The organism is Agrobacterium sp. 22-214-1 (assembly GCF_053522465.1).
In genome coordinates this window covers 679,224-700,637 of the sequence record NZ_JBNWCK010000002.1, presented here as the reverse complement: position 1 = coordinate 700,637, position 21,414 = coordinate 679,224, and the positions used below count along the sequence as shown (strand labels likewise).

The 21,414-nt window shown below is 59.8% G+C and carries 18 protein-coding genes; 11 read left to right on the top strand and 7 right to left on the bottom strand.

Going from position 1 to position 21,414, the window contains the following annotated elements:
- On the bottom strand, positions 1 to 112 hold a 112-nt coding region (locus ACQZ5G_RS12975; RefSeq protein ID WP_448738265.1), incomplete at its 3' end, for a sugar phosphate nucleotidyltransferase.
- Positions 113 to 566: 454 nt separating this feature from the next.
- Here ACQZ5G_RS12975 and ACQZ5G_RS12970 point away from each other — a divergent pair.
- The 7 genes from ACQZ5G_RS12970 (at position 567) to ACQZ5G_RS12940 (ending at position 9,411) form a co-directional block, all read left to right on the top strand.
- Positions 567 to 2,855: an NADP-dependent malic enzyme gene (locus ACQZ5G_RS12970; RefSeq protein ID WP_003524555.1), complete on the top strand. Its 2,289-nt coding sequence runs from the start codon at positions 567 to 569 to the stop codon at positions 2,853 to 2,855.
- Between the two features lie 400 nt (positions 2,856 to 3,255).
- Positions 3,256 to 4,092, top strand: a complete 837-nt coding sequence (locus ACQZ5G_RS12965) for a transporter substrate-binding domain-containing protein (protein ID WP_003524556.1) — start codon at positions 3,256 to 3,258, stop codon at positions 4,090 to 4,092.
- A 298-nt stretch (positions 4,093 to 4,390) separates the two neighbouring features.
- Positions 4,391 to 5,134, top strand: coding sequence for an amino acid ABC transporter permease (locus ACQZ5G_RS12960; RefSeq protein ID WP_003524557.1), 744 nt, complete (start codon positions 4,391 to 4,393; stop codon positions 5,132 to 5,134).
- A complete protein-coding gene (locus tag ACQZ5G_RS12955; protein WP_080854538.1) occupies positions 5,131 to 5,913 on the top strand; it encodes an amino acid ABC transporter permease in 783 nt (260 codons plus the stop codon). Before ACQZ5G_RS12960 ends, ACQZ5G_RS12955 begins: the two co-directional genes overlap by 4 nt.
- Positions 5,914 to 5,925: 12 nt before the next feature.
- Positions 5,926 to 6,726, top strand: coding sequence for an amino acid ABC transporter ATP-binding protein (locus tag ACQZ5G_RS12950; RefSeq protein ID WP_020813292.1), 801 nt, complete (start codon positions 5,926 to 5,928; stop codon positions 6,724 to 6,726).
- A 4-nt stretch (positions 6,727 to 6,730) separates the two neighbouring features.
- Positions 6,731 to 8,077, top strand: a complete 1,347-nt coding sequence (locus ACQZ5G_RS12945) for an MmgE/PrpD family protein (protein WP_448738083.1) — start codon at positions 6,731 to 6,733, stop codon at positions 8,075 to 8,077.
- Between the two features lie 26 nt (positions 8,078 to 8,103).
- Positions 8,104 to 9,411, top strand: coding sequence for an LLM class flavin-dependent oxidoreductase (locus tag ACQZ5G_RS12940; protein ID WP_448738084.1), 1,308 nt, complete (start codon positions 8,104 to 8,106; stop codon positions 9,409 to 9,411).
- 83 nt (positions 9,412 to 9,494) lie between these two features.
- Here ACQZ5G_RS12940 and ACQZ5G_RS12935 read toward each other — a convergent pair whose 3' ends face one another.
- Positions 9,495 to 11,231 (bottom strand): methyl-accepting chemotaxis protein, encoded by a 1,737-nt coding sequence (locus tag ACQZ5G_RS12935; RefSeq protein WP_448738085.1) that lies wholly within the window; start codon positions 11,229 to 11,231, stop codon positions 9,495 to 9,497.
- 318 nt (positions 11,232 to 11,549) lie between these two features.
- Here ACQZ5G_RS12935 and ACQZ5G_RS12930 point away from each other — a divergent pair, with 318 nt between their 5' ends.
- On the top strand, positions 11,550 to 12,803 hold the full coding sequence (locus ACQZ5G_RS12930) for an NAD(P)/FAD-dependent oxidoreductase (RefSeq protein ID WP_448738086.1): 1,254 nt from the start codon (positions 11,550 to 11,552) through the stop codon (positions 12,801 to 12,803).
- A 16-nt stretch (positions 12,804 to 12,819) separates the two neighbouring features.
- Here the strand turns inward: ACQZ5G_RS12930 and ACQZ5G_RS12925 are convergent, their stop codons facing one another.
- Positions 12,820 to 13,353 carry a hypothetical protein gene (locus ACQZ5G_RS12925; protein WP_448738087.1) on the bottom strand — a complete coding sequence of 178 codons (534 nt, stop codon included), beginning with the start codon at positions 13,351 to 13,353 and terminating at the stop codon, positions 12,820 to 12,822.
- A 69-nt stretch (positions 13,354 to 13,422) separates the two neighbouring features.
- Positions 13,423 to 13,647: an aa3-type cytochrome c oxidase subunit IV gene (locus tag ACQZ5G_RS12920; protein WP_003524572.1), complete on the bottom strand. Its 225-nt coding sequence runs from the start codon at positions 13,645 to 13,647 to the stop codon at positions 13,423 to 13,425.
- A 414-nt stretch (positions 13,648 to 14,061) separates the two neighbouring features.
- Between ACQZ5G_RS12920 and ACQZ5G_RS12915 the strand changes: the two genes are divergently transcribed.
- Positions 14,062 to 14,601 (top strand): TRAP transporter small permease subunit, encoded by a 540-nt coding sequence (locus tag ACQZ5G_RS12915; protein WP_020813285.1) that lies wholly within the window; start codon positions 14,062 to 14,064, stop codon positions 14,599 to 14,601.
- A 32-nt stretch (positions 14,602 to 14,633) separates the two neighbouring features.
- Positions 14,634 to 16,103 (top strand): TRAP transporter large permease, encoded by a 1,470-nt coding sequence (locus ACQZ5G_RS12910; RefSeq protein ID WP_003524574.1) that lies wholly within the window; start codon positions 14,634 to 14,636, stop codon positions 16,101 to 16,103.
- 384 nt (positions 16,104 to 16,487) lie between these two features.
- Here the strand turns inward: ACQZ5G_RS12910 and ACQZ5G_RS12905 are convergent, their stop codons facing one another.
- Positions 16,488 to 17,585, bottom strand: coding sequence for a TRAP transporter substrate-binding protein (locus ACQZ5G_RS12905; protein ID WP_003524575.1), 1,098 nt, complete (start codon positions 17,583 to 17,585; stop codon positions 16,488 to 16,490).
- A 304-nt stretch (positions 17,586 to 17,889) separates the two neighbouring features.
- Here ACQZ5G_RS12905 and ACQZ5G_RS12900 point away from each other — a divergent pair, with 304 nt between their 5' ends.
- Positions 17,890 to 18,645, top strand: a complete 756-nt coding sequence (locus ACQZ5G_RS12900) for a gamma-glutamyl-gamma-aminobutyrate hydrolase family protein (protein WP_003524581.1) — start codon at positions 17,890 to 17,892, stop codon at positions 18,643 to 18,645.
- Positions 18,646 to 18,725: 80 nt separating this feature from the next.
- On the opposite strand, the gene ACQZ5G_RS12895 is transcribed toward ACQZ5G_RS12900, so the two are convergent.
- Together ACQZ5G_RS12895 and ACQZ5G_RS12890 are read right to left on the bottom strand one after the other, a co-directional pair.
- A complete protein-coding gene (locus tag ACQZ5G_RS12895) occupies positions 18,726 to 19,757 on the bottom strand; it encodes an ABC transporter permease (protein ID WP_003524582.1) in 1,032 nt (343 codons plus the stop codon).
- A gap of 32 nt (positions 19,758 to 19,789) precedes the next feature.
- On the bottom strand, positions 19,790 to 21,331 hold the full coding sequence (locus ACQZ5G_RS12890; protein WP_080857299.1) for a sugar ABC transporter ATP-binding protein: 1,542 nt from the start codon (positions 21,329 to 21,331) through the stop codon (positions 19,790 to 19,792).
- Positions 21,332 to 21,414 lie beyond the last annotated feature (83 nt).

The following is a 21,414-nucleotide window of genomic DNA, read 5'->3' as shown; positions in this document are numbered from 1 at the left end:
CGACCAGCGGCTGAAACTGCTTGGGCAACTGATCGCGCGATACCGGCCAAAGCCGCGAACCGGCACCGCCGGCAAGAAGAACCGGCGTGATCTTTCGAGAGTGTTCCTTCACGACAAAACCTTTCCAACTCTAAAAATTTCCCGGCGCGCCGGACAATATACATATTTCGAAATACCGCCATCATCGGTTCACGGGCGGATAAGCGCAAGCTCATAAATTCGCCTCGTGAAAGCTTGGTGAACGGCGGGGCATTTGCCGGCAGGCCCGTTTTCCTAACGCAAGAGGGAATGCGAGGTTCCGCACGGAATGGCCGCTCAAAGTGACCGAGAGCAAAGAAAAACCCCGGAACAAAGCCTTGCGCTTCAGAGTGCTAAGCCGGGACCATTCCTGTCGGCAAAGCCTTTGACATGAACAGCAGGAATTAATCGATTGAATCGGCCGCAAATTTCATCACGCTTAAATTTGCTGCACTGAACAACATTCAAGGCTTGGCAGGCGCGCGAAAAATACAATAACAACGGCGGACATTTTTACACTGTTATTGACACGAAAGCACGCTCAGCCCATGTCCGACACGACCAAACCCGCCAGCACAAGAACATCGGTTACGGATCAGGAAGCCCTGGATTTCCACGCGGAAGGCCGGCCGGGGAAACTGGAAATCACCCCGACCAAGCCGATGGCGACGCAGCGGGACCTGTCGCTCGCCTATTCGCCTGGCGTGGCCGTACCAGTGAAAGCCATCGCCGAAAATCCGGCGACCGCTTACGATTATACAACGCGCGGCAACATGGTTGCGGTCATCTCCAACGGCACCGCCATCCTCGGTCTGGGCAATCTCGGTGCGCTCGCCTCCAAGCCGGTGATGGAAGGCAAGTCGGTCCTTTTCAAGCGCTTCGCCGATGTCGATTCCATCGATCTCGAGGTCGATACCGAAGACGCAGATGAGTTCATCAATTGCGTACGTTACCTCGGACCCTCCTTCGGCGGCATCAATCTGGAAGACATCAAGGCGCCGGAATGTTTCATCATCGAAAGCCGCCTGCGCGAGCTGATGGACATTCCCGTTTTCCATGACGATCAGCATGGCACCGCCATCATCGCCGCCGCCGGCCTCATTAACGCCATCGAACTGACGGGCCGCGACTTCAAGACCACGAAGCTCGTCTGCAACGGCGCGGGTGCGGCAGCAATCGCCTGTATGGACCTCATCAAGGCCATGGGTTTCAACCCTGAAAACATTACGCTCTGCGATACCAAGGGCGTGATCTATCAGGGCCGCACCGAAGGCATGAACCAGTGGAAATCCGCCCACGCGGTGAAAACCAACAACCGCACGCTGGCGGAAGCCATGAAGGGCGCTGATGTGGTATTCGGCCTCTCCCAGAAGGGCGCTTTCAGCGAAGAAATGATCCGCTCCATGGCGCCGAAGCCGATCATCTTCGCCATGGCCAATCCGGACCCGGAAATCACCCCCGAGGAAGTGTCGCGCATCCGCGACGACGCCATCATGGCGACCGGGCGTTCGGACTACCCGAACCAGGTCAATAACGTCCTCGGCTTCCCCTATATCTTTCGCGGCGCGCTCGATGTCCGCGCCAGCCAGATCAATGACGCGATGAAGATCGCGGCGGCACAGGCGCTGGCCGATCTTGCCCGCGAGGATGTGCCTGACGATGTGGCCGCCGCCTATCAGGGCAACCGCCCGCGCTTCGGATCGCAATATATCATTCCGGTTCCCTTCGATCCGCGCCTGATCTCGGCCATTCCGGTGGCCGTGGCGAAAGCCGCAATCGAAACCGGCGTTGCCCGCCGGGAACTGCCCGATCTCGACGCCTATGCCCGCGAGCTTTCCGCCCGCCGCGACCCGATGGCTTCCACTACGCAGCGACTTTACGAGCGGGTGCGCCGCTCGCCGAAGCGGGTCGTTTTTGCAGAAGCCGAAGAAGAACAGGTCATGCGCGCGGCGATTTCCTTCACCGCGCAGGGCCTCGGCACCGCCATCCTGCTCGGCCGCGACGATATCATCAAGGCCAATGCGGAACGCGCCGGCATCGATCTCGATCGCGCCAATATCGAGATCACCAATGCGCGCCTTTCCAGCCGCGTCGATGCCTATGTCGATTATCTCTATGCGCGTCTGCAGCGCGGCGGTTTCCTGCTGCGCGACGTGCAGCGTCTGGTCCACAACGACCGCAACCATTTCGCCGCCTGCATGGTGGCGATGGGCGATGCGGACGCCGTGGTCACCGGCGTTACCCGCAACTACTCCACAGCGCTGGAGGATATCCGCCGCTGCATCAACACCAAGCCCGGCCATCGCGTCATCGGTGTTTCGCTGGTCGTCTCGCGCAACCGCACCGTCTTCGTTGCCGATACCGCCGTGCATGATATGCCGAATGCGGAAGATCTTGCCGATATCGCCGAAGAGGCAGCCGGCCTCGCCCGCCGTTTCGGTTACGAGCCGCGCGTTGCCATGCTCGCCTATTCCACCTTCGGCCAGCCGACCGGCGAACGCTCCGACAAGGTGCGCGAGGCGGTGAAAATCCTCGACAGGCGCAACGTCAATTTCGAGGTCGACGGCGAAATGTCGGCCGATGTGGCGCTGAACCATCACCGCATGCAGAGCCAGTATCCCTTCGCCCGGCTTTCCGGCCCGGCCAATGTGCTGGTCATGCCCGCCATCCATTCCGCCTCCATCTCCACCAAGATGCTACAGGAACTGGGCGGCGCGACCGTCATCGGCCCGCTTCTCGTCGGCCTCGACAAATCGGTGCAGATCACCTCGATGGGTGCGAAGGACAGCGATATCGTCAACATGGCGGCAATCGCGGCCTATAATGCCGGACGATAAGAACAGGGCGTGCGGCTTTTTTCTTCTCCCCGCCGGGGAGAAGATGCCCCAAAGGGGCAGATGAGGGGGCAAGCTCTCCGCATATCGCTCGCCTCGCCCCCTCATCCCGCTGCCGCGACCTTCTCCCCCACGGGGAGAAGAGACAAGCCGGATGCGCTCGCTCCGCATGTGGCCATCCGGTCCTCAGCGACATCCGGACTATTCTCCCGCTCCTGACAAACCGGCACACAGCAAGGGAGGAAAAGAACAAGATTCTACAATTCAAAATTATTAGGATAATTTTTCTCCACAAAAGATTTATTGGAACCGGATTTTATTCATACTATTTTTCACGCAATGCCAATTCTCGCTCTTGGCGGGTGCCTCATGTAGTTTCCACCTAAATCAAAAGGAAATACCCATGGCCCTCTCTTTCTCCAAATTTGCCGCAAAACTCATTGCCGGAACCGTCGTCATCGCTTCGATGGCCACTGCCGCTCACGCGGATGCAACGCTCGACCGGATCAAGGGTCGCGGCAAGCTCACCGTCGGTGTCATCCTGTCCGGCGCGCCTTTCGGCTTTATCGATCCGAAGACGCAGGAGCAGAAGGGTCTCAACATCGACGTCGCCAAGGCGCTGGCCGCCGGCCTCGGTGTCGAGCTGGTCACCGAAACCGTGACCCCGCCCAACCGCGTGCAGTTCCTGCAGCAGGGGAAGGTCGATATTCTGATCGCCAACATGCAGTACACGGAAGAGCGCGCCAAAACGCTCGATTACGTACCGACCCCCTATGACCGCCAGGGTGGCGCCGCCATCGGCCGCAAGGACAGTGGCATCAAGGACTGGCCGGACCTGAAGGGCAAGATCGCCTGCGTTTCGCAAGGCTCGAACTACACCCAGCCGCTGATCGAACAATATGGCGCGCAGGTTAAGGCTCTGCCGAGCCAGCCGGAATCGCTGCTGGCGCTCAAGGGCGGCAATTGCGACGTCTCCGTTCACGTCAACGGCACGCTGAGCCTGATGCTTCAGGACCGCGCCGATGAGTGGAAGGATTACGGCATCCTCATCCCCACCGACCTGATCCCGTCGGATTCCGTGATCTGGCTGCGCAAGGGCGAAAGCGACACGCAGGCCGCTCTCGACAAGATCGTCAAGGAACTGCACGCCTCCGGCAAGATGCTCGAATTCGCCAAGGCCAACCGTCTGCCGAGCATCGGCTATATGGAAGAGCAGCAGAAGAAGCTTTCGGCGCAGTAAGGAACCGGGCAACCCGCTCACTCCGTCACCCGGGACAGGATCCGGGGTCCAGCGCGATCGGGCTCTTGATCGCGAGAGACACCTTCACGGCGCAGACGCGCCGTGGCTGGATGCCGGATCATCCCTTGGATTGTACCGGGGATCGGCATGACGCAAGGGCGGCTGCTATCATGGCGATTTCCCCTGACTATCGGGAACGGTCGGTTTCGCCCGCCGTTCTTTTCTGCTTTAAAGCAAGACAGGTCATTCTGGCGCCGCCTGCTGGGCGGCGCACCCGCGACAACAGCATGGATTTCCGATGCAGGATGGATTTACAGCGCGCTTCATAGAACTGGCCGCGCATCTCGGCCTCAACTATGACTTTCTGAACAGCGGTTACGAGGTTCAGATCTGGCTCGACGGCATGAAGATGACGTTGATCCTCGTCGCCGTCACTTTGCCGCTCAGCCTCGTCTTCGGCTTCATTTTCGCGGCCATGCTGACATCGGGCAAGGTCTGGCTCGCCGGTCCCGTCCGCGCCTATGTGGAACTGACGCGCAACACGCCGACGCTGGTGCAGCTGATGTGCGGTTTCCTTGTGCTCAACATGCTGATTTCCAATGCGCTGGGCGGCGCGCAGAACAATCCGCTGACACCCTTTTTCTGGGTCGTCGCCATCACCGGCCTGCACATTGCCGCTTTCCACGCGGAAGCGTTGCGTGGCGGTATCGAGGCGGTGCCGGCCACCACCATCGAGGCGGCGCGTGCGATCGGTTTCAGCTCCTTCGAGATTTTACGCTATGTGGAGTTTCCGCTGGCCATCCGCACGGCGCTGCCCTCCATCATCAACAATCTCGTCAATCTGGTAAAGCTCACCACGGTCGGCTCGGCAATTGCGGTGGGTGAAATCACCTATGCCTCGATCCTGATCTGGACGCAGCGCGACAATGTGGTCGAGCTGATGATCGTCATCCTGATCTTTTTCAGCGTCATCAATTTTATCGTCGCAAGGGCCGGTCTATGGCTTGAACGGCGTCTTGCGGTTCCGGGGTTCGGTCAATGAGTGCGGTGGTCTCTCCAACACAGGCGGTGAAGAAGCCGCCCTTCGGCACCATTCTGCTCCTCGGCGTACTGATTGCCGTCATTCTATGGCTGATCCTCGATCCGTCGCTCGGCCAGGTGCTGCTGCAATGGCTACCCTATCTGGCCAAGGGTTTTGCCATGAATGTGCTGATCAGCATCCTTGCGATCGCCATCGGCACCTTCATCGGCGTCCTGCTCGGCATCATGGAGCTTGCGCCCTACCGCCTCGTGCGCGCGCCGGCACTCACCTATGTGCAGATATTCCGCAACGCCCCGCATCTGGTGCTGATCTTTGCCGCGACCTACATCTTCCCCTTCGAGATCGTCGCTTTCGGCAACTACATTCCCTTCCCGGACTGGATCAAGGCCGTCGTCGGTCTCGCCATTCCGGCCAGCGCCCATATCGCCGAAATCACCCGCGGCGCCATCCAGTCGATTCCGACGGCGCAATGGGAAGCGGCGCAGGGGCTGGGCTTTTCGCGCAACCAGACACTGCGCTGGATCATCCTGCCGCAATGCGTGAAGCGCTCGCTGCCGCCATGGATGAACCTCTATGCGTCGATCACCATGGGTACGGCGCTCGCCTCACTGGTCGGCGTGCATGAACTTCTGCACGCCGCGACAGACGCCAGCACCGCCGTTCAGCGCAACGATTTCACCGTCGTGGTCTATCTCACCGTTCTGATGGCGTTCTTCCTGTTCTGCTATCCCGTCTCCCGTTTCACGCAGCGCCTCGAGCGGCGCTTCGCTTCCCGCTGATTGGAACAAGCCATGTCCGCACCCGCACCACAAACCGCCGCAAAAGCACTGGTTGAACTGGAAGGTATACATCTGTCCTTCGGCGACAATCAGGTCCTGAAGGGCATCGACCTTACCGTGAACAAGGGCGACGCCGTTTCCATCATCGGCCCTTCCGGCTCCGGCAAGTCCACCATCCTGCGCTGCATCAACGGCCTGCTCATTCCGCAATCGGGCAAGATCACCGTCGGCGGCACCCGTGTCGACCAGCTCAAGACCGAGGCCGAGCGCATCGCACTGCGCAAGCGCATCGGCATCGTGTTCCAGCAGTTCAACCTCTTCCCGCATCTGACGGTGATGGAAAACATCACCATCGCGCCGATCAAGATTCTCGGTACGCCTAAGGCTGAAGCCGAGCGCCATGCCCGCGAATTGCTGGAAAAGGTCCGTCTTTCCCAGAAGGTCGATGCCTATCCCGGCCAGCTTTCCGGCGGCCAGCAGCAGCGCGTGGCGATTGCCCGCGCGCTTGCCATGCGGCCCGAACTGGTGCTGTTCGATGAGGTCACCTCCGCGCTCGACCCGGAAACCGTGGGCGAAGTGCTCGCCGTCATCCGCGATCTCGTCAATGATGGGATGACCAGCATTCTCGTCACACACGAAATGCGTTTTGCCGAAGAAATCAGCGACAATATCGTCTTCACCGAAAATGGCCTGATCGTCGATCAGGGCACGCCGGAGCACATCTTCTACAAGTCGACCAATCCGCGCATCAACGCCTTCGTCAAGGGTCTCGGCGGGCAGGTGGCACGGGTCAATGACGGCGAAGGGATTTGATGCCATGACCGCCGACGAAAAACTCACCCTTCATCTCGCCGAAGCGATTGCCGCCTCCGATCCCCTGCGTGATGAGGATGCGGTGGCCATCGCCCGCACGGCGCTCATCGATTTTTTCGCCTGCGTGCTGGGCGGCGCTGCCGACAGAAGCACGAAAATCCTGATCGACAGCTTTACACCGGGCGCGACAGGCACGGCGGGCATTATCGGCCACGATCTGCGCACGGATGCCTTCACCGCCGCCCTCATCAACGGTCACGCCGGGCATGTGCTTGATTATGACGATGTGCACGGCAGCGTGCGCGGCCACCCGACCGTCGCCATCATTCCCGCTTTGCTGGCTATCGCGGTCGAAGAGAGCTCCACGGCCGATGCCTTCATCGCCGCCTATATCGTCGGGCTGGAAACCTTGGCGCGTCTCGGCCTCTCGCTCGGCACCAGGCACTACGAAAACGGCTTCCACGCCACCGCCACGCTCGGCCCCATCGGTGCTGCGGCGGCGATTGCCCATCTCTTAAAATTCGATCCGCAAACCACGGCCGTGGCGCTCGGCCTCGCTGCCACGCAATCGGCCGGGCTTCGCCTGCAATTCGGTTATGACGCCAAGCCGCTGCATGCCGGGCTTGCCACGCGTGCCGGCCTCACCGCCGCGCGGCTGGCGCGATCGGGCTTTCAGGGCGCGCCGGATTTTCTGGAAAACCCCATCGGTTTTTATTCCGCCTACGCCTTCGGCGCCGAGCAACCGAAACGTGTTCTCTCCGGCTGGGGCGCACCCTGGCAGATCGTCTCCCCCGGCCTCACCCTCAAGGCCTTTCCCTGCTGCACCGCCAGCCATCCCGTTGCCGTCGGCGCGCTGGCGCTGCGCAACAGCAATGATCTGACGCCGGACGAGATCGAAACGGTCACCATCACCTTCCCGCCCGGCGGCGATGCCGCCCTCGTCGGCCCCGCCACGCCCACGACCGGCATCGACGCTCGCTTCAGCGCAGAATATGTCTTTGCCGCAGCGCTGACGGATGGAGCGCTCGGTATCGGTCATTTCGATGAGCGCCCAACGCGCGCCGATCTGCTTGCCCTTTCCGCCAGAGTCTCGCGCCGGCATGATGAGACCGCCCGCCGCCTCTCGCCCGATCCGACCACCCGGTTCGTGGTCATCGACGTGATGAAGAAGGACGGCACGGTGCTGTCACGCCGTGTCGACGGCCTCCCCGGCATCAATGACCCGACCGAAAAATTTGCCGATGCGACCGGCGGCAATGAGAAATTCGCCGGCATTCCGGCACTGGTGCGGTCCATGAAAACCGCAGCCGACCTCAGGAAGCTCGAAACGCTTCTGGCAACTGAAATATAACACGACCGATATGAAGGCATGACCCCATGACCAATACGACCCGCAAAAGACAGATGCATCTCGGCCTTTTCCTACAGGGCGCCGGGCACCACGTTTCCGGCTGGCGTCACCCCGATGCCGAAGCCGGCAGCGAAAATTTCGATCTGCTCACCCGTGTTACGAAAATGGCCGAAGCGGCGAAATTCGACATGGTTTTCCTCGCCGACGGCCTGACCAGCGGCGTCGACGCCCATCCCTCGATGATTGCCCGTTTCGAGCCGCTGACCCTGCTTGCCGCACTGGCCATGGTCACCGACAAGATCGGGCTGGCCGCCACCGCCTCCACCACCTATGGCGAGCCTTACCACACCGCCCGCGCCTTCGCTTCCATCGATCATCTCAGCCACGGCCGCGCGGCGTGGAACATCGTCACCACATCCTATGCCCGCACGGCGGCGAATTTTTCCAAGGACCATCCCGAGCATGACGAACGTTATGCGGTGGCGGAAGAATATGTGAATGTCGTTCGCGGCCTGTGGGACAGCTGGGATGACGACGCCTTCGTCAAGGACAAGCAGGCGGGCCGCTATGTCGATCCGGAAAAGGTCCATATTCTCAACCACGAGGGCAAATATTTCACGGTCAAGGGACCACTGAATATTCCGCGTTCGCCGCAGGGCCACCCGGTTCTCATCCAGGCCGGATCTTCCGGTCCGGGGCAGGATCTCGCCGCCCGCACCGCCGATATCGTCTTCACCGCCCAGCAGGCGATTTCCGAAGCGCAGGCCTTTTATACCAGCCTCAAGGCGCGCGTGGAGAAGTTCGGCCGCGACCCGGCCAGCGTCGCCGTGATGCCCGGCTTCATGCCGATCATCGGCAGGAGCTTCGAAGAGGCCGGCGAAAAGCTGAAGGAACTGAACCGCTGGACCGATATCAAGAGCGCCATGCCGCTGCTTGAAGAACGCATCGGCCACAGCCTTGCCGATTACGATCTTGACGGCCCGCTGCCGGACCTGCCGATTTCCGACCAGCTGCGCAGCCGCGCCGAACTTCTGACCGAACTGGCGCGCCGCGAAAAGCTGACGATCCGGGAGCTTGCGCTGCGCGTCGCCGCCGGCCGCGGCCACCATATTGTCATGGGCACAGCCAAGGATGTGGCCGACCGCATGCAGGAATGGTTCGAAAACGGCGCGGCCGATGGCTTCAACGTCATGCCGCCCTTCTTCCCCGGCGGGCTGGAGGAATTCAACCGCGAGGTCGTTCCGCTCCTGCAGGAGCGCGGCCTGTTCCGCAAGGACTACGAAGGCTCGACGCTGCGCGACCATCTCGGTATCGCAAGGCCGGCGCTGCGGTGACAAAGCCATGCGGATGCCCGTTCAAAGGCATCCGCATCCACCGAATCTCATTCTCAAGCTGAAGCGGGACCGAGCCCGCTCCTTTACGCGGCCGCCCGCGCCGAAGTCTGGTCGCGCCGGGCCGTATTCGGAGTATCCGAGCGGGTGGACGATCCGTCTTCCCGCTGCACCGTGCGGCGGTTCAGCTTGAACAGGCTGACAAGCTGCGCCAGCGCATCCGCGCCCTGCGCCAGCGTCGTGCTGATGACCGTGGTGCGGGCGCTCATCGCCGCATTCTCCTGCGTCATCCGGTCGAGCCGGTTGACCGCCTTGTTGATCTCGCTGATGCCGACGGCCTGCTCGTCCGCCGCCTTGGCGATCATGTCGACATTGCCGTCAATGTGCCTGACCAGCGCGTCGATCTGCTTCAGCGCTTCGCCGGTTTCGCCCACCAGCCTGACGCCTTCCAGAACCTCGGTGCCGGAATTGTTGATCAGCGCCTTGATTTCCTTCGCGGCATTGGCGGAACGCTGCGCCAGCTCGCGCACTTCCTGCGCCACGACGGCAAAACCCTTGCCCGCTTCACCCGCGCGCGCGGCTTCCACGCCGGCATTCAGCGCCAGCAGGTTCGTCTGGAAGGCAATTTCGTCGATCACACCGATGATCTGGCTGATTTCCCGCGAAGCCGTCTCGATACGCTGCATAGCATCGACTGTCCGCTCCACGACCTCGGTGGAGGCCACGGTGGATGTCCGCGCGCTCTGAACGAGCTTGCGCGTCTCTTTCATGTTTTCTGTCGACGAACGGACCGTCGCGGTGATTTCTTCGAGTGCTGCCGAAGTTTCCTCAAGAGCCACCGCCTGCTCACGCGAACGTTCGGCGAGATTGACGGAAGCTTCGCTGACTTCCTGGCTGCTGCGGGTCAAGTCTCCGGTCTGGCCGAGAACGTTTTCCAGCGTCTTCTGGAATTCAGCGATGGATTTATTGAAATCGCAACGCAGCCGTTCGAACTCGCCGACGAAGGGTTTGTCCAGCGTAATACGGATATTGCATTGAGAAAGCCGCTCGAGCGCAGCACCAAGTTCCTCGACCGCATGCATCCGGTCCGTCACATCGAAAGCGAATTTCACCACCTTGAAGACGCGGCCCCGATCATCGATGATCGGATTATAGGAGGCCTGAATGAAGACGCGTTTGCCATCCTTGCCGAGGCGCATGAACTGCCCCGTCGAGAAGTGGCCCTTTCCGAGTTCCTTCCAGAAATCCCGATAGTCCTGGGAATGGGCATAGGCCGGCTCGCAGAACATCGAATGATGTTTGCCGATGATGTCTTCCGCCGTGTAACCGAGCGTCGCGAGGAAATTTTCGTTGGCGCTGAGGATTTTTCCATCAGGCGTAAATTCGATCATGGCCTGCGCGCGGGAGAGCGCCGCCAGTTTCCCGTCATCCTCGGCGCTCTTGCGCTTGATCAAGGTGATATCGGTTGCAATCTTGACCACCTTGTAGGGTTTACCGAAACGGAACACCGGATTGTAGGAAGCTTCGATCCAGATTTCGTCGCCATTCTTGGCCCGACGTCGATACTGGCCCTGATCGTATTCCCCACGCGACAGCTTCGCCCAGAAGCTCTTGTATTCAGGCGAGGCCGCATCTTCGGGAGACAGGAACATGCTGTGGGTACGCCCAACGATTTCAGACTGCTGATAGCCGACGGCCTTGCAGAAATTATCGTTCGCTTTCAAAATCTTGCCGGTCAGATCGAACTCGATGATGGCCTGTGAGCGGCTAAGCGCATCAAGCACCGCGGAAGCATCCAGACCGAGTTTGGAAAAGTAAGACATCTTTTTGAACCCTCAAACAGTAACCCATATGCAGACCTGTTCCACCCTCGAAATATAGAGATGAAAAACGGTCGGCCCGCCTGCACGCGAAACTAGCCGGACACCGTTAAATAGCGATTAATCATGAATTATAACTATTGATCCAGAGCCTCAATCGACCGCCGATATGCTTCACCGCGAATATATTCGCCTTGTCTATTTCGGACCGCTTATTTGCCACAGTGCTGATATTTCTGCGCCGGCAACACGATACGGCCTTTCATCGGGGCGGCATTCATTGTTATGCGGGGTTGAAAGATTTGTGTTGCAGGAGCGCCGATGACCAAAACCCTGAAATGCGATGTGCTGGTGATCGGCACCGGCATTATCGGTTCCATGGCGGCGCTTTATCTGCAGAATGCCGGACGCGAGGTGGTGCTGCTGGAGCGCGGCGAGGTTGCCCGGGGCGCGAGTTCCGGCAATGCCGGCATTCTGGCCTTCCCCGAAATCATCCCCATTCCCGCCCCCGGCGTCATGAAAAAAGCGCCGCGCTGGCTATTCGATCCGCTCGGCCCGCTCAGTGTGCCGCCCGCCTATGCGGCGAAGATCGCACCCTGGCTGTGGCGTTTCTGGCGCGCGAGCGCCGAGCGCAACTTTCGCCATGGGCTGAAGTCGCTCACCGACATCAACCGGCTGGCTGCCGTGGAAATGGCCCATGTCGCTGCGATGCCGGAACTTTCGCACCTCGTTTCGAAAACCGGCACGCTCGATCTTTATGACAGCGAGGCAAGTCTCAATGCTGCCCGCAGGGACTGGGACGAAAAGGAGATCGCCGGTTTCGCCTTTCAGCGCGTCGGCCGCCCCGAAATCGAGGAACTGCAGCCGGGTCTCGCGCCCCAGTTCCGCCATGCCATGTTTTCACCGGATGGCCTGCAGGTCTCCGACCCTTACGATTTCACCCGCGCCATTTTCGATCTGGTAATCGCCCGCGGCGCCAGCCTGCGCAAAGGCGAGGCCGAACGTATCGACGCCGTCGGCGAAAGTACGATCGTGACGCTGGAAAATGGCGACAAGATCGATGCCGACAAAGTGGTGATCGCCGGTGGCGCCTGGTCGAGAAAACTCGCCGCGACGCTTGGCAACATCGTGCCGCTGGAAACCGAACGTGGTTACAATACCACGCTTTCCCCCGAGGCTTTCAACCTGACGCGCCAGCTTTATTTCAACGACCATGGCTTCGTGGTCACCCCGCTATCGACGGGCATCCGCATTGGCGGCGCGGTCGAACTCGGCGGGCTGGAACTGAAGCCGAATTTCCGCCGTGCCGAAGCCATGCTGAAGAAAGCAGGACGTTTCCTGCCCGGCCTCAAACTGGAAGGCGGGAAACAATGGATGGGATTCCGCCCATCCATGCCGGACTGTCTTCCCGTCATCGGCACGGCACGCGCCACGCCGTCCGTCATCTATGCCTTCGGCCATGGCCATCTGGGGCTGACACAATCGGCAGCAACCGCCCGTCTGGTGACGCAACTGGCCAGCGGCGAGGAGACGGAAATCTCGGTCGATCCTTTCCGGCCGGGACGTTTTTCCTGAGTTCAGGAAGACGGGACTATTTCACCGGCTGCATGGAATCGTCGGGAAACACCACTTCGGCGAAGGACGGATAGACCTTGCGTAGGATCGTGACCTGCTGCTGGTCGCTTACCCGCAGCAAATACCAGTCCGTACCGTCCATCAGCGCCAGCGTGTGGGATTTCGCCTCGATCGTCTGGCCGCCGGTTTCCATCACCGTCCTGGTCGGAATGAGCGCATAGGGCGTTCCATCAGGCGTTTGCGCAAGGCTGATCGCCTGCGTATCCATGGTGAACTCGGTTATCTTGACCGCCGCGAGCGCCATCTGCATCTGCGCGGTCAAAGCGCCGCGCAATTGCTCCACGGTAATACCCGCTTCGCCTGCGATGAATTCAAAGATTTTCGGCGGCACCGTCTTGCCGACGACATCGAAATCCTGTGCGCTCAAAGCCGTCTGAAATCGCTCTATCTGCGTGCGAAGACTATCCTGCTCGGCAGGTGAGAGATCGCGTGACAAAGCGGGATGCGCAATCGCCACCAGCAGAAACAGGCAATAGAACAGACGCTTCATGGCTTGGCCTTTCCGGTTATCCGGCATCGCCCGGTCCCCGGAACGGGAACCGCTCATGAACGGGATCGTTCAGCGCAGCAAAAAGAAACCCGCAGCCGACAGCACGACGAAGACGACCAGACCACCAAGGAAGCCGGCGGTGGTGAAGAAACCCGCGACCATGGCCAGCATCAGCACGCACAGCATCATGGTGCCGTACTTCGTCAAGGCCAGAAAACCGTTATAGGTCTTTTCGTGCTCGGCATAGTTCATCTCGGCGCCGACTTCGACAGGACCCGTGTGGTGTTCGCTCATTCCGCTTCCCCTTGTGCTCCATCCGTCATGCCCGTCACACGGTAAATCTGCCCGTGGACGATCACGGGCCAATGCCGGATTCTCCGTAACCAGAGGTAACATGAAGTCGCCGAAAAGCGCAATGCGTTCTCAGCGAAAGAGCGGCAACGGCATGCATCGTTGCCGCTCAACCGGGCAAAACATGTCATAGGGCAACATTCTTTCGCAAACGGTTGAAAAGGACGGTCCGCCAAGCTGTTTCATGGTGGTTTTGGTTGCTTTTCGAACCGCCTGACCATACACGGGATTCTGTGGGGAGGAACTCTGGAACCTGTGGCAGCGGAAGCACGTGGAGGCGTGGCCGCAGCAGGGGCGCCCGGCTTTGCTCTCCGCCATAAACCCGCAAAGGGCCCGAAAAGGGAAGAGGGGAAAGTTATGAAATCGCTTTTAAAACTAAGTGCGCTGATAGACCTTGCAAGCGAAGCTCTGGGCAAGGTTGCCGGTTATCTCGTGCTCATCTGCTGCCTCGTCAGCGCCGGCAATGCCATGGTCCGTTACGCCCTGAACTACAGTTCAAACGGCTGGCTGGAAATCCAGTGGTACATGTTCGCTTTCATCGTGCTGATCGGCGCATCCTACACGCTGCGCATGAATGAACATGTGCGAGTGGACATCATTTATGGCGCGATTTCACCGCGCAGCCGCATCTGGGTGGACATTATCGGCATCGTGCTGTTCCTGCTTCCCGGCTGCTTTTACCTCGCCTGGCTTTCCTGGCCCATGTTCACGCTATCCTGGCATCAGAGCGAAATGTCCTCCAATGCCGGCGGCCTCATCCGCTGGCCGGTGAAATTCATCATCTTCGCCGGTTTCGCCCTTCTGGTTCTTCAGGGTTTTTCCGAACTCATCAAGCGCATAGGCGCCCTCAACGGGCTTTATGCGCTCGATACGAAGTACGAAAAACCCCTGCAATGATCGCACCGATCTGAACCTTCAGGATATTTCCCATGTTCGAATATGGTATTCTTCCGCCACTGATGTTCCTCGGCATGATCATCTTCATGCTTTACGGATTTCCGGTTGCTTTCTCGCTCGCCACCGTCGGTCTCGTTTTCGGCGTCATCGGCATCTTCACAGAGCATTTTTCGCCGGCCTTTCTTCAGGCCCTGCCGCTGCGCATCTTCGGCATCGTCTCGAACGACCTTCTGCTGGCCATCCCCTTCTTCACCTTCATGGGCGCGATCCTCGAGCGATGCGGGCTTGCGGAGGATCTGCTTGAAGGGACGGGCAAGCTGTTCGGCGCCATTCCCGGCGGCCTCGCTTATGCCGTCATCATCGTCGGCGCGATCCTTGGCGCGATCACCGGCACGGTTGCCGCCTCGGTCATCACCATGGGCGTCATCTCGCTGCCGATCATGCTGAAATATGGTTACAATCCGCGACTTGCCACCGGCGTCATCGCCGCATCGGGAACGATCACGCAGGTCATCCCACCTTCGCTGGTGCTGATCGTGCTTGCCGACCAGCTCGGCAAATCCGTTGGCGACATGTATCTTGGCGCCATCGGCCCCTCGATCCTGCAGGTCGCCATCTTCATGCTCTTCATCCTGTTCATGTCGGTCGTGCGGCCGAAGGACCTGCCGGCGCTGCCGCCGGAAGCGCGGGGAGAACTCAACCGGGCGCTTGTATTCCGCGTGCTGGCAGGCATGATCCCTTCCATCGTGCTGATCTTCCTCGTGCTCGGCACCATCTTCCTCGGCCTCGCAACGCCCACCGAAGCCGGTGCGCTCGGGGTCGTCGGCGCCATGGCGCTGGCCGCCGCGCACCGCCGCCTCACCTGGGACCTCATCAAGCAGGGCATGCATTCCACCATGCATATCACCTCGATGGTGGTGTTCATTCTGGTCGGCGCCACATGCTTCTCCCTGGTCTTTCAGGGCATGGACGGTTCGCTCTGGATCGAGCATATGCTGTCGGGCATTCCGGGCGGCCCCATCGGCTTCCTGATCTTCGTCAACATCTTCATCTTCTTCCTCGCCTTCTTCCTCGATTTCTTCGAAATCGCCTTCATCGTCATTCCGATGCTGGCGCCGATCGCCCAGTCGCTCGGCATCGACCTCATCTGGTTCGGCGTTCTGATCTGCATCAACATGCAGACGAGCTTCATGCATCCGCCCTTCGGATTTGCGCTGTTCTACCTGCGCTCCATCGCACCGCGCACGGTCAAGACATCGGATATCTACATGGGCGCGATTCCCTGGCTCGGCATGCAGCTCATCCTCGTCGCCATCGTGATCTTCTGGCCGGAATCCGTCACCTACTGGCTGGACAAGGCGCCCGAGGTCGATCTGAATTCCATCAAGATCGAAGTGCCCGCCTTCGGCAATCAGGGCGGCAACACCATGCCCAATTTCGGCCAGCCGGGTGGATTGCCGGGCATGCCGAATCTTGGCGAGCCCCCGAAGATCGGGCCCTGATCGGCGTCTTGTAAGGACTGGGCGAAACGCTTATGATTGCGGAGTGGAAGACAGGGTTGCGCCCCTGCCTTCCGTTTATTCTCTTTAGAAATGGAACCGGACAGTCACTGACCAGCCTGTCCGGTTTTTCCTAATGACGAATGCAATGCTCAGCGTTTTCCACATCGCATCACCTCCACAGTTGAGAGCAAGGCCTTTGCCGAGGTCGGCGTGGCCAATCCCTGCCGACACTCCGGCTGGTCGCGGAGCCTGCTGCTTTTGCCCACAACGGAATTGATCGTAAATCATCCTTTGTTGTCGGATGCGTGAAGGCATGCGCGCGCAACAAAAACCCCGGAGACCGAAATCCCCAGGGCCTTTGCTCGGTCCGCCGTCACCGAATAATCAGAGCTTGCCGTTACGCTGCTGGATCATCATGAAAGTATCGAAGGTGTATTCCGCAAGCTGCATCCACAGATAACCTTCGCGCTTGAAGGCGACCTGATCTTCGTAAATCTTCTTGAAGTCCGGATTGGAGGCCGAAATATTGGCATAGACTTCCAGCGCGGCCTTGTAGCAGGCCTCGAGGATTTCCTGGCTGAACGGCCTGAGCACCGCACCTTCAGAGACGAGCTGCTTGATGGCGATCGGGTTTTTCGCGTCGTATTTCGCCATCATGCTGGTGTTGGCGAAAGCGCAGGCGTCCTGCAGCGCCGTCTGGTAGTTTTTCGGCAGGCTGTTCCACTTCTCCAGATTGACGAAGGAGTGGATGACCGGGCCACCTTCCCAGAAAGCGGGATAATAGTAATATTTCGCCACCTTCTGGAAACCGAGCTTGTGGTCGTCATAGGGGCCGACCCATTCCGCCGCGTCGATGGTGCCTTTTTCCAGCGCCGGATAGATATCGCCGCCGGCGATCTGCTGCGGCACCACGCCGAGCTTTTCCACCACCTTGCCGGCCAGACCGGCGATGCGCATCTTCACGCCCTTGAAATCGTCGACGGTGTTGATTTCCTTGCGGAACCAGCCGCCCATCTGCGCGCCGGTATTGCCCGAAATCATGCCGTACAGATTGTGTTTGGCGTAAAACTCGTTGAGCAGCTTGTTGCCGTTGCCTTCATAGAACCATGAGTTCGTGAGGCGGGCATTGAGGCCGAAAGGTATTGCCGTGCCGATGGCGAAGGTCGGGTCCTTGCCGACGTAATAATAGGAGCAGGTGTGGCACATTTCCACCGTGCCGGATGATACGGCATCGGCCGCCTGCAGGCCGGGCACGATTTCGCCGGCGGCAAAGGGCTGGATGGTGAAATTGCCGTCGGTTGCGGCGGCGACATGCTTGGCAATATCTTCCGCGCCGCCATAGATCGTGTCGAGCGATTTCGGAAACGACGACGTCAGGCGCCAGTTGATCTTGGTATTCTGCTGTGCAATGGCGGGCGCGGCCAGCGCTGCCGTGGCAGCTCCCGCAAGCGCACCTTTTTTCATAAAGGAACGGCGATCCATCTATATCCTCCCAGATATGAACGCTGCCCGCAGCTTTGAATTCCCCTCGTTGCTGTTCAGGCATCGCAGCAAAGTAAGCACGGTTACGGCCCGGCTGACAAGCACCCGCACCAAGAATTAATCGCGGAAAAACCGGCCTTTCGGAGAATTTTCGGAAACTCTGCTTCGTATTTTATTTTCAACTGAAATATCCCGGCATCGCCTTATACTTTAGGCGCATAAAGGATCGTCAGAACGCAAAACGCATGCTTGACTTGGCCAGCCGGCAGTCGCACAAATTTCGAAGATTCATCCCGGAGCCACCATGCCAAAACCCATTATCGCCGTTCCCGCCGACATCCGGCATTTCACCGGAGCCGACTGGCACGCCGCGCAGAACCAGTATGTTTCCGCCGCGCTGAAAGTGGCTGGCGTCATGTCCTTCATCGTTCCGGCCTTCGAGGACGGAAACGAGGTAGACGCCATTCTCGACCGGGTGGACGGCCTGCTCGTATCCGGCTCCGCCACCAATGTGCATCCTTCCCTTTACGGAAAAGAGGCGCAGGAAAGCGACGGCCCGTTCGATCAGGCCCGCGACGCCACCAGCCTGCCGCTGATCCGCCGCGCCATCGAACGCGGCATCCCGATGCTGGCCATCTGCCGCGGCATTCAGGAGCTGAACGTCGCGCTGGGCGGCACGCTTGCTTCCGAAATTCAGGAGCAGCCCGGCATATGGGACCATCGCAAGCCGGAACATGACGACCGCGACGTGGCCTTCGCCATCCGCCAGCCGGTGCATGTGCGCGAAGGCTCCTGCATTGCGCAGCATCTTGGCATGTCGGGCGAAATCCAGATCAATTCGCTGCACCGGCAGGCAATCGCCGAGACCGCGCCACGCCTGCAGGTGGAGGCGACGGCGGCGGACGGCACCATCGAGGCCGTTTCAGTCATCGACGCCAAGGGATTTGCCGTCGGCGTGCAATGGCATCCGGAATATTGGGCTGAGACCGACGCGCCGTCGCGCGCTTTGTTCGAGGCCTTCGGCAAAGCCGTCCACGACTATCGAAACAGCAAGGCATGAACCTTAGCTAATCCCCCCGGCTCATAAGAACACAAAAAAGGGGCAAGCCTGAAGGCCTGCCCCAAGTCTGGGAGGAGGATTTAGCGCTTTGCGCGTTTCTTCTGTCGGTAGACGTCGGCAACGACCGCGGCCACGATGATGAGGCCTTTGACGATTTCCTGGTAATAGGCATCCACCCTGAGGAAGGTGAAGCCCGACGTCATGACACCGAGAATGATGGTGCCGATCACCGTTCCGGTGATGCGGCCGGCACCGCCGGCGAGCGATGTGCCGCCGATAACGGCTGCGGCGATGGCGTCGAGTTCATACATCACGCCCATGCCGGCCTGCGCCGTCTGTGCGCGGGCGGCGGTGACAACACCGGCGAGACCGGCGAGCAGGCCAGCGATGGCATAGACCTTGATCAGATGCGCCTCGATATTGATACCGGACACGCGTGCCGCCTGCTGGTTGGCGCCGATGGCATAGGTAAACTTGCCGTAGCGGGTGTAACGCAGCGCCACGTGGAAGATGACGGCAACGACGAGGAACACCACGACCGGCCAGATGCCCGTGCCGATGAAGTTGAAACCGTCCGTCAGACCGGAGATCGGCTGACCCTTCGTATACCACTTGGAAAGACCACGCGCCGTCACCATCATGCCAAGCGTTGCGATGAAGGGCGGAATTTTGGTGCGGGCGATGAGTTGCCCGTTGATGAAGCCCGCAAGGGCGCCAGCCAATATGCCGACGGCGAGCGGTATGAAGAAGGGCAGATCGGTCAACCCCGGATAAAGCGCCCGCGGCCATGTGGACGATTGCGCCACGCTGGCGGACAGCATCGCCGTCAGGCCGACGACGGAACCGGAAGAGAGATCGATACCGCCGGTGATGATGACCTGCGTGACACCAACCGCGATGATGCCGATCACCGAGACCTGCAGGATCATGATCGTCAGGCGCTGCTGGTTCATCAGGAAGCTCTGGCCGATGAAGATCCAGCCGAGAATTTCATAAACCAGCGCGATGCCGATAAGCACGAAAAAGATATTGGCCTCCGGCGGGATGCGCCGATGCGGCTTGCGTCCGGATTTTGCGTCCAACTCTGTGTTGGCGGCGGCGTTCGTATTCATAGTCATTCCTCCTCGAGAAATCCCGGCGCGCCTCACCGCGATGCGAGATCCATCACTTTAACCTGCGTGGCTTCACTTCTATCGAGGAAGCCCGTCACCCGACCTTCATGCATGACCATGACACGGTCGCTCATACCCAGAACCTCCGGCATTTCGGAGGAAATCATGATGACGGCGACGCCCTGGCGCGCCATCTCGCAAACCAGCTTGTGAATTTCCGCCTTGGCCCCGACATCGATGCCGCGCGTCGGCTCATCCAGAATGAGAATGCGCGGCTTGGTCAGCATCCAGCGGCCGATCAGCACCTTTTGCTGGTTGCCGCCAGACAGGTTCTCGATGCGCTCGTAAAGATGCGGCGTCTTGACCCGGAGCTTGCGGCACATCTCCTCGCAGGCATCCGACAGCGCATTTTCCTGCACGAAGCCGTTGGCGACATATTTGTCCTGCAGGACGGCGATCTGCATGTTCTCCAGAATATTCAGGATCAGCAGGCATCCCGTATCCTTGCGATCCTCCGTCAGGAACGCCATACGGTGACTGATAGCCTTCGTCGGGCTGTCGATCGAAACCGGCTTGCCGTCGATTGCAATCGTGCCCGAGGATGCGGGCGTTACACCGAACACCGTTTCCGCCACATTGGAGCGACCCGATCCGACAAGGCCGGCAACGCCGAGAATTTCACCGGCGCGCACCTCGAAGGAAACGTCGTGGAAAACGCCGTCGAGCGTGAGATTCTTGACCGAAAGCACCACGTCGCCGATCGGAACCTCTTCCTTCGGGAACATCTGGGTGATTTCACGACCCACCATCATGCGGATGATGTCGTCACGCGTTACATCGGTCGAGGCGTGGGTGCCGATATATTTACCGTCGCGGAAAACCGAAAATTCATCGGCGATCTCGAACAGCTCGTTCATCTTGTGGGTGATGTAGACGATACCGATACCGCGTTCCCGGAGATCGCGGATGATGCGGAAGAGATGCTCGACCTCGCGCTCCGTCAGCGCGGATGTCGGCTCGTCCATGATGAGAACATCGGAATCATAGGAAACCGCCTTGGCGATCTCGACCATCTGGCGACTTGCCACCGAAAGCTCGCCGACGCGGGTTTCCGGGTCGAGATCGATGCCGAGTCTTTCCAGCAGCGTTTCGGTGCGGCGATACATTTCGCCATGGTCGATGAGGCCCAGCCGGTTCTTCGGCTCGCGGCGTATCCAGATGTTTTCCGCCACCGTCATATAAGCCATCAGGTTCAGTTCCTGATGGATCATGGCAATGCCGTTTTCCAGCGCATCGAGCGGGGAATCGAGACGTATGTCGGCGCCTTTCAGGCGAATTTCGCCACTGTCCGGCTGGTAAATGCCGGCCAGGATCTTCATCAGCGTCGATTTTCCGGCGCCATTCTCGCCCATCAGCGCATGCACGGTGCCGCGCTTCAGCTTGAACTGCACATCATCAAGCGCCACGACGCCGGGAAATTCCTTGCGTATGCCTTCCGCCGCGAGAAGATACTCCGCATTCGGCACGGCTCCGCTGGCGCGCACGGCGGCCATTGTCGATGGACTGACGACCATCTCATCCTCCACAATAGACAAAAATGACCGGAAACAGGCTTTGCCAGACGGCGCACCTTGCCTCCGGGGAGGCTTGCAGCGCC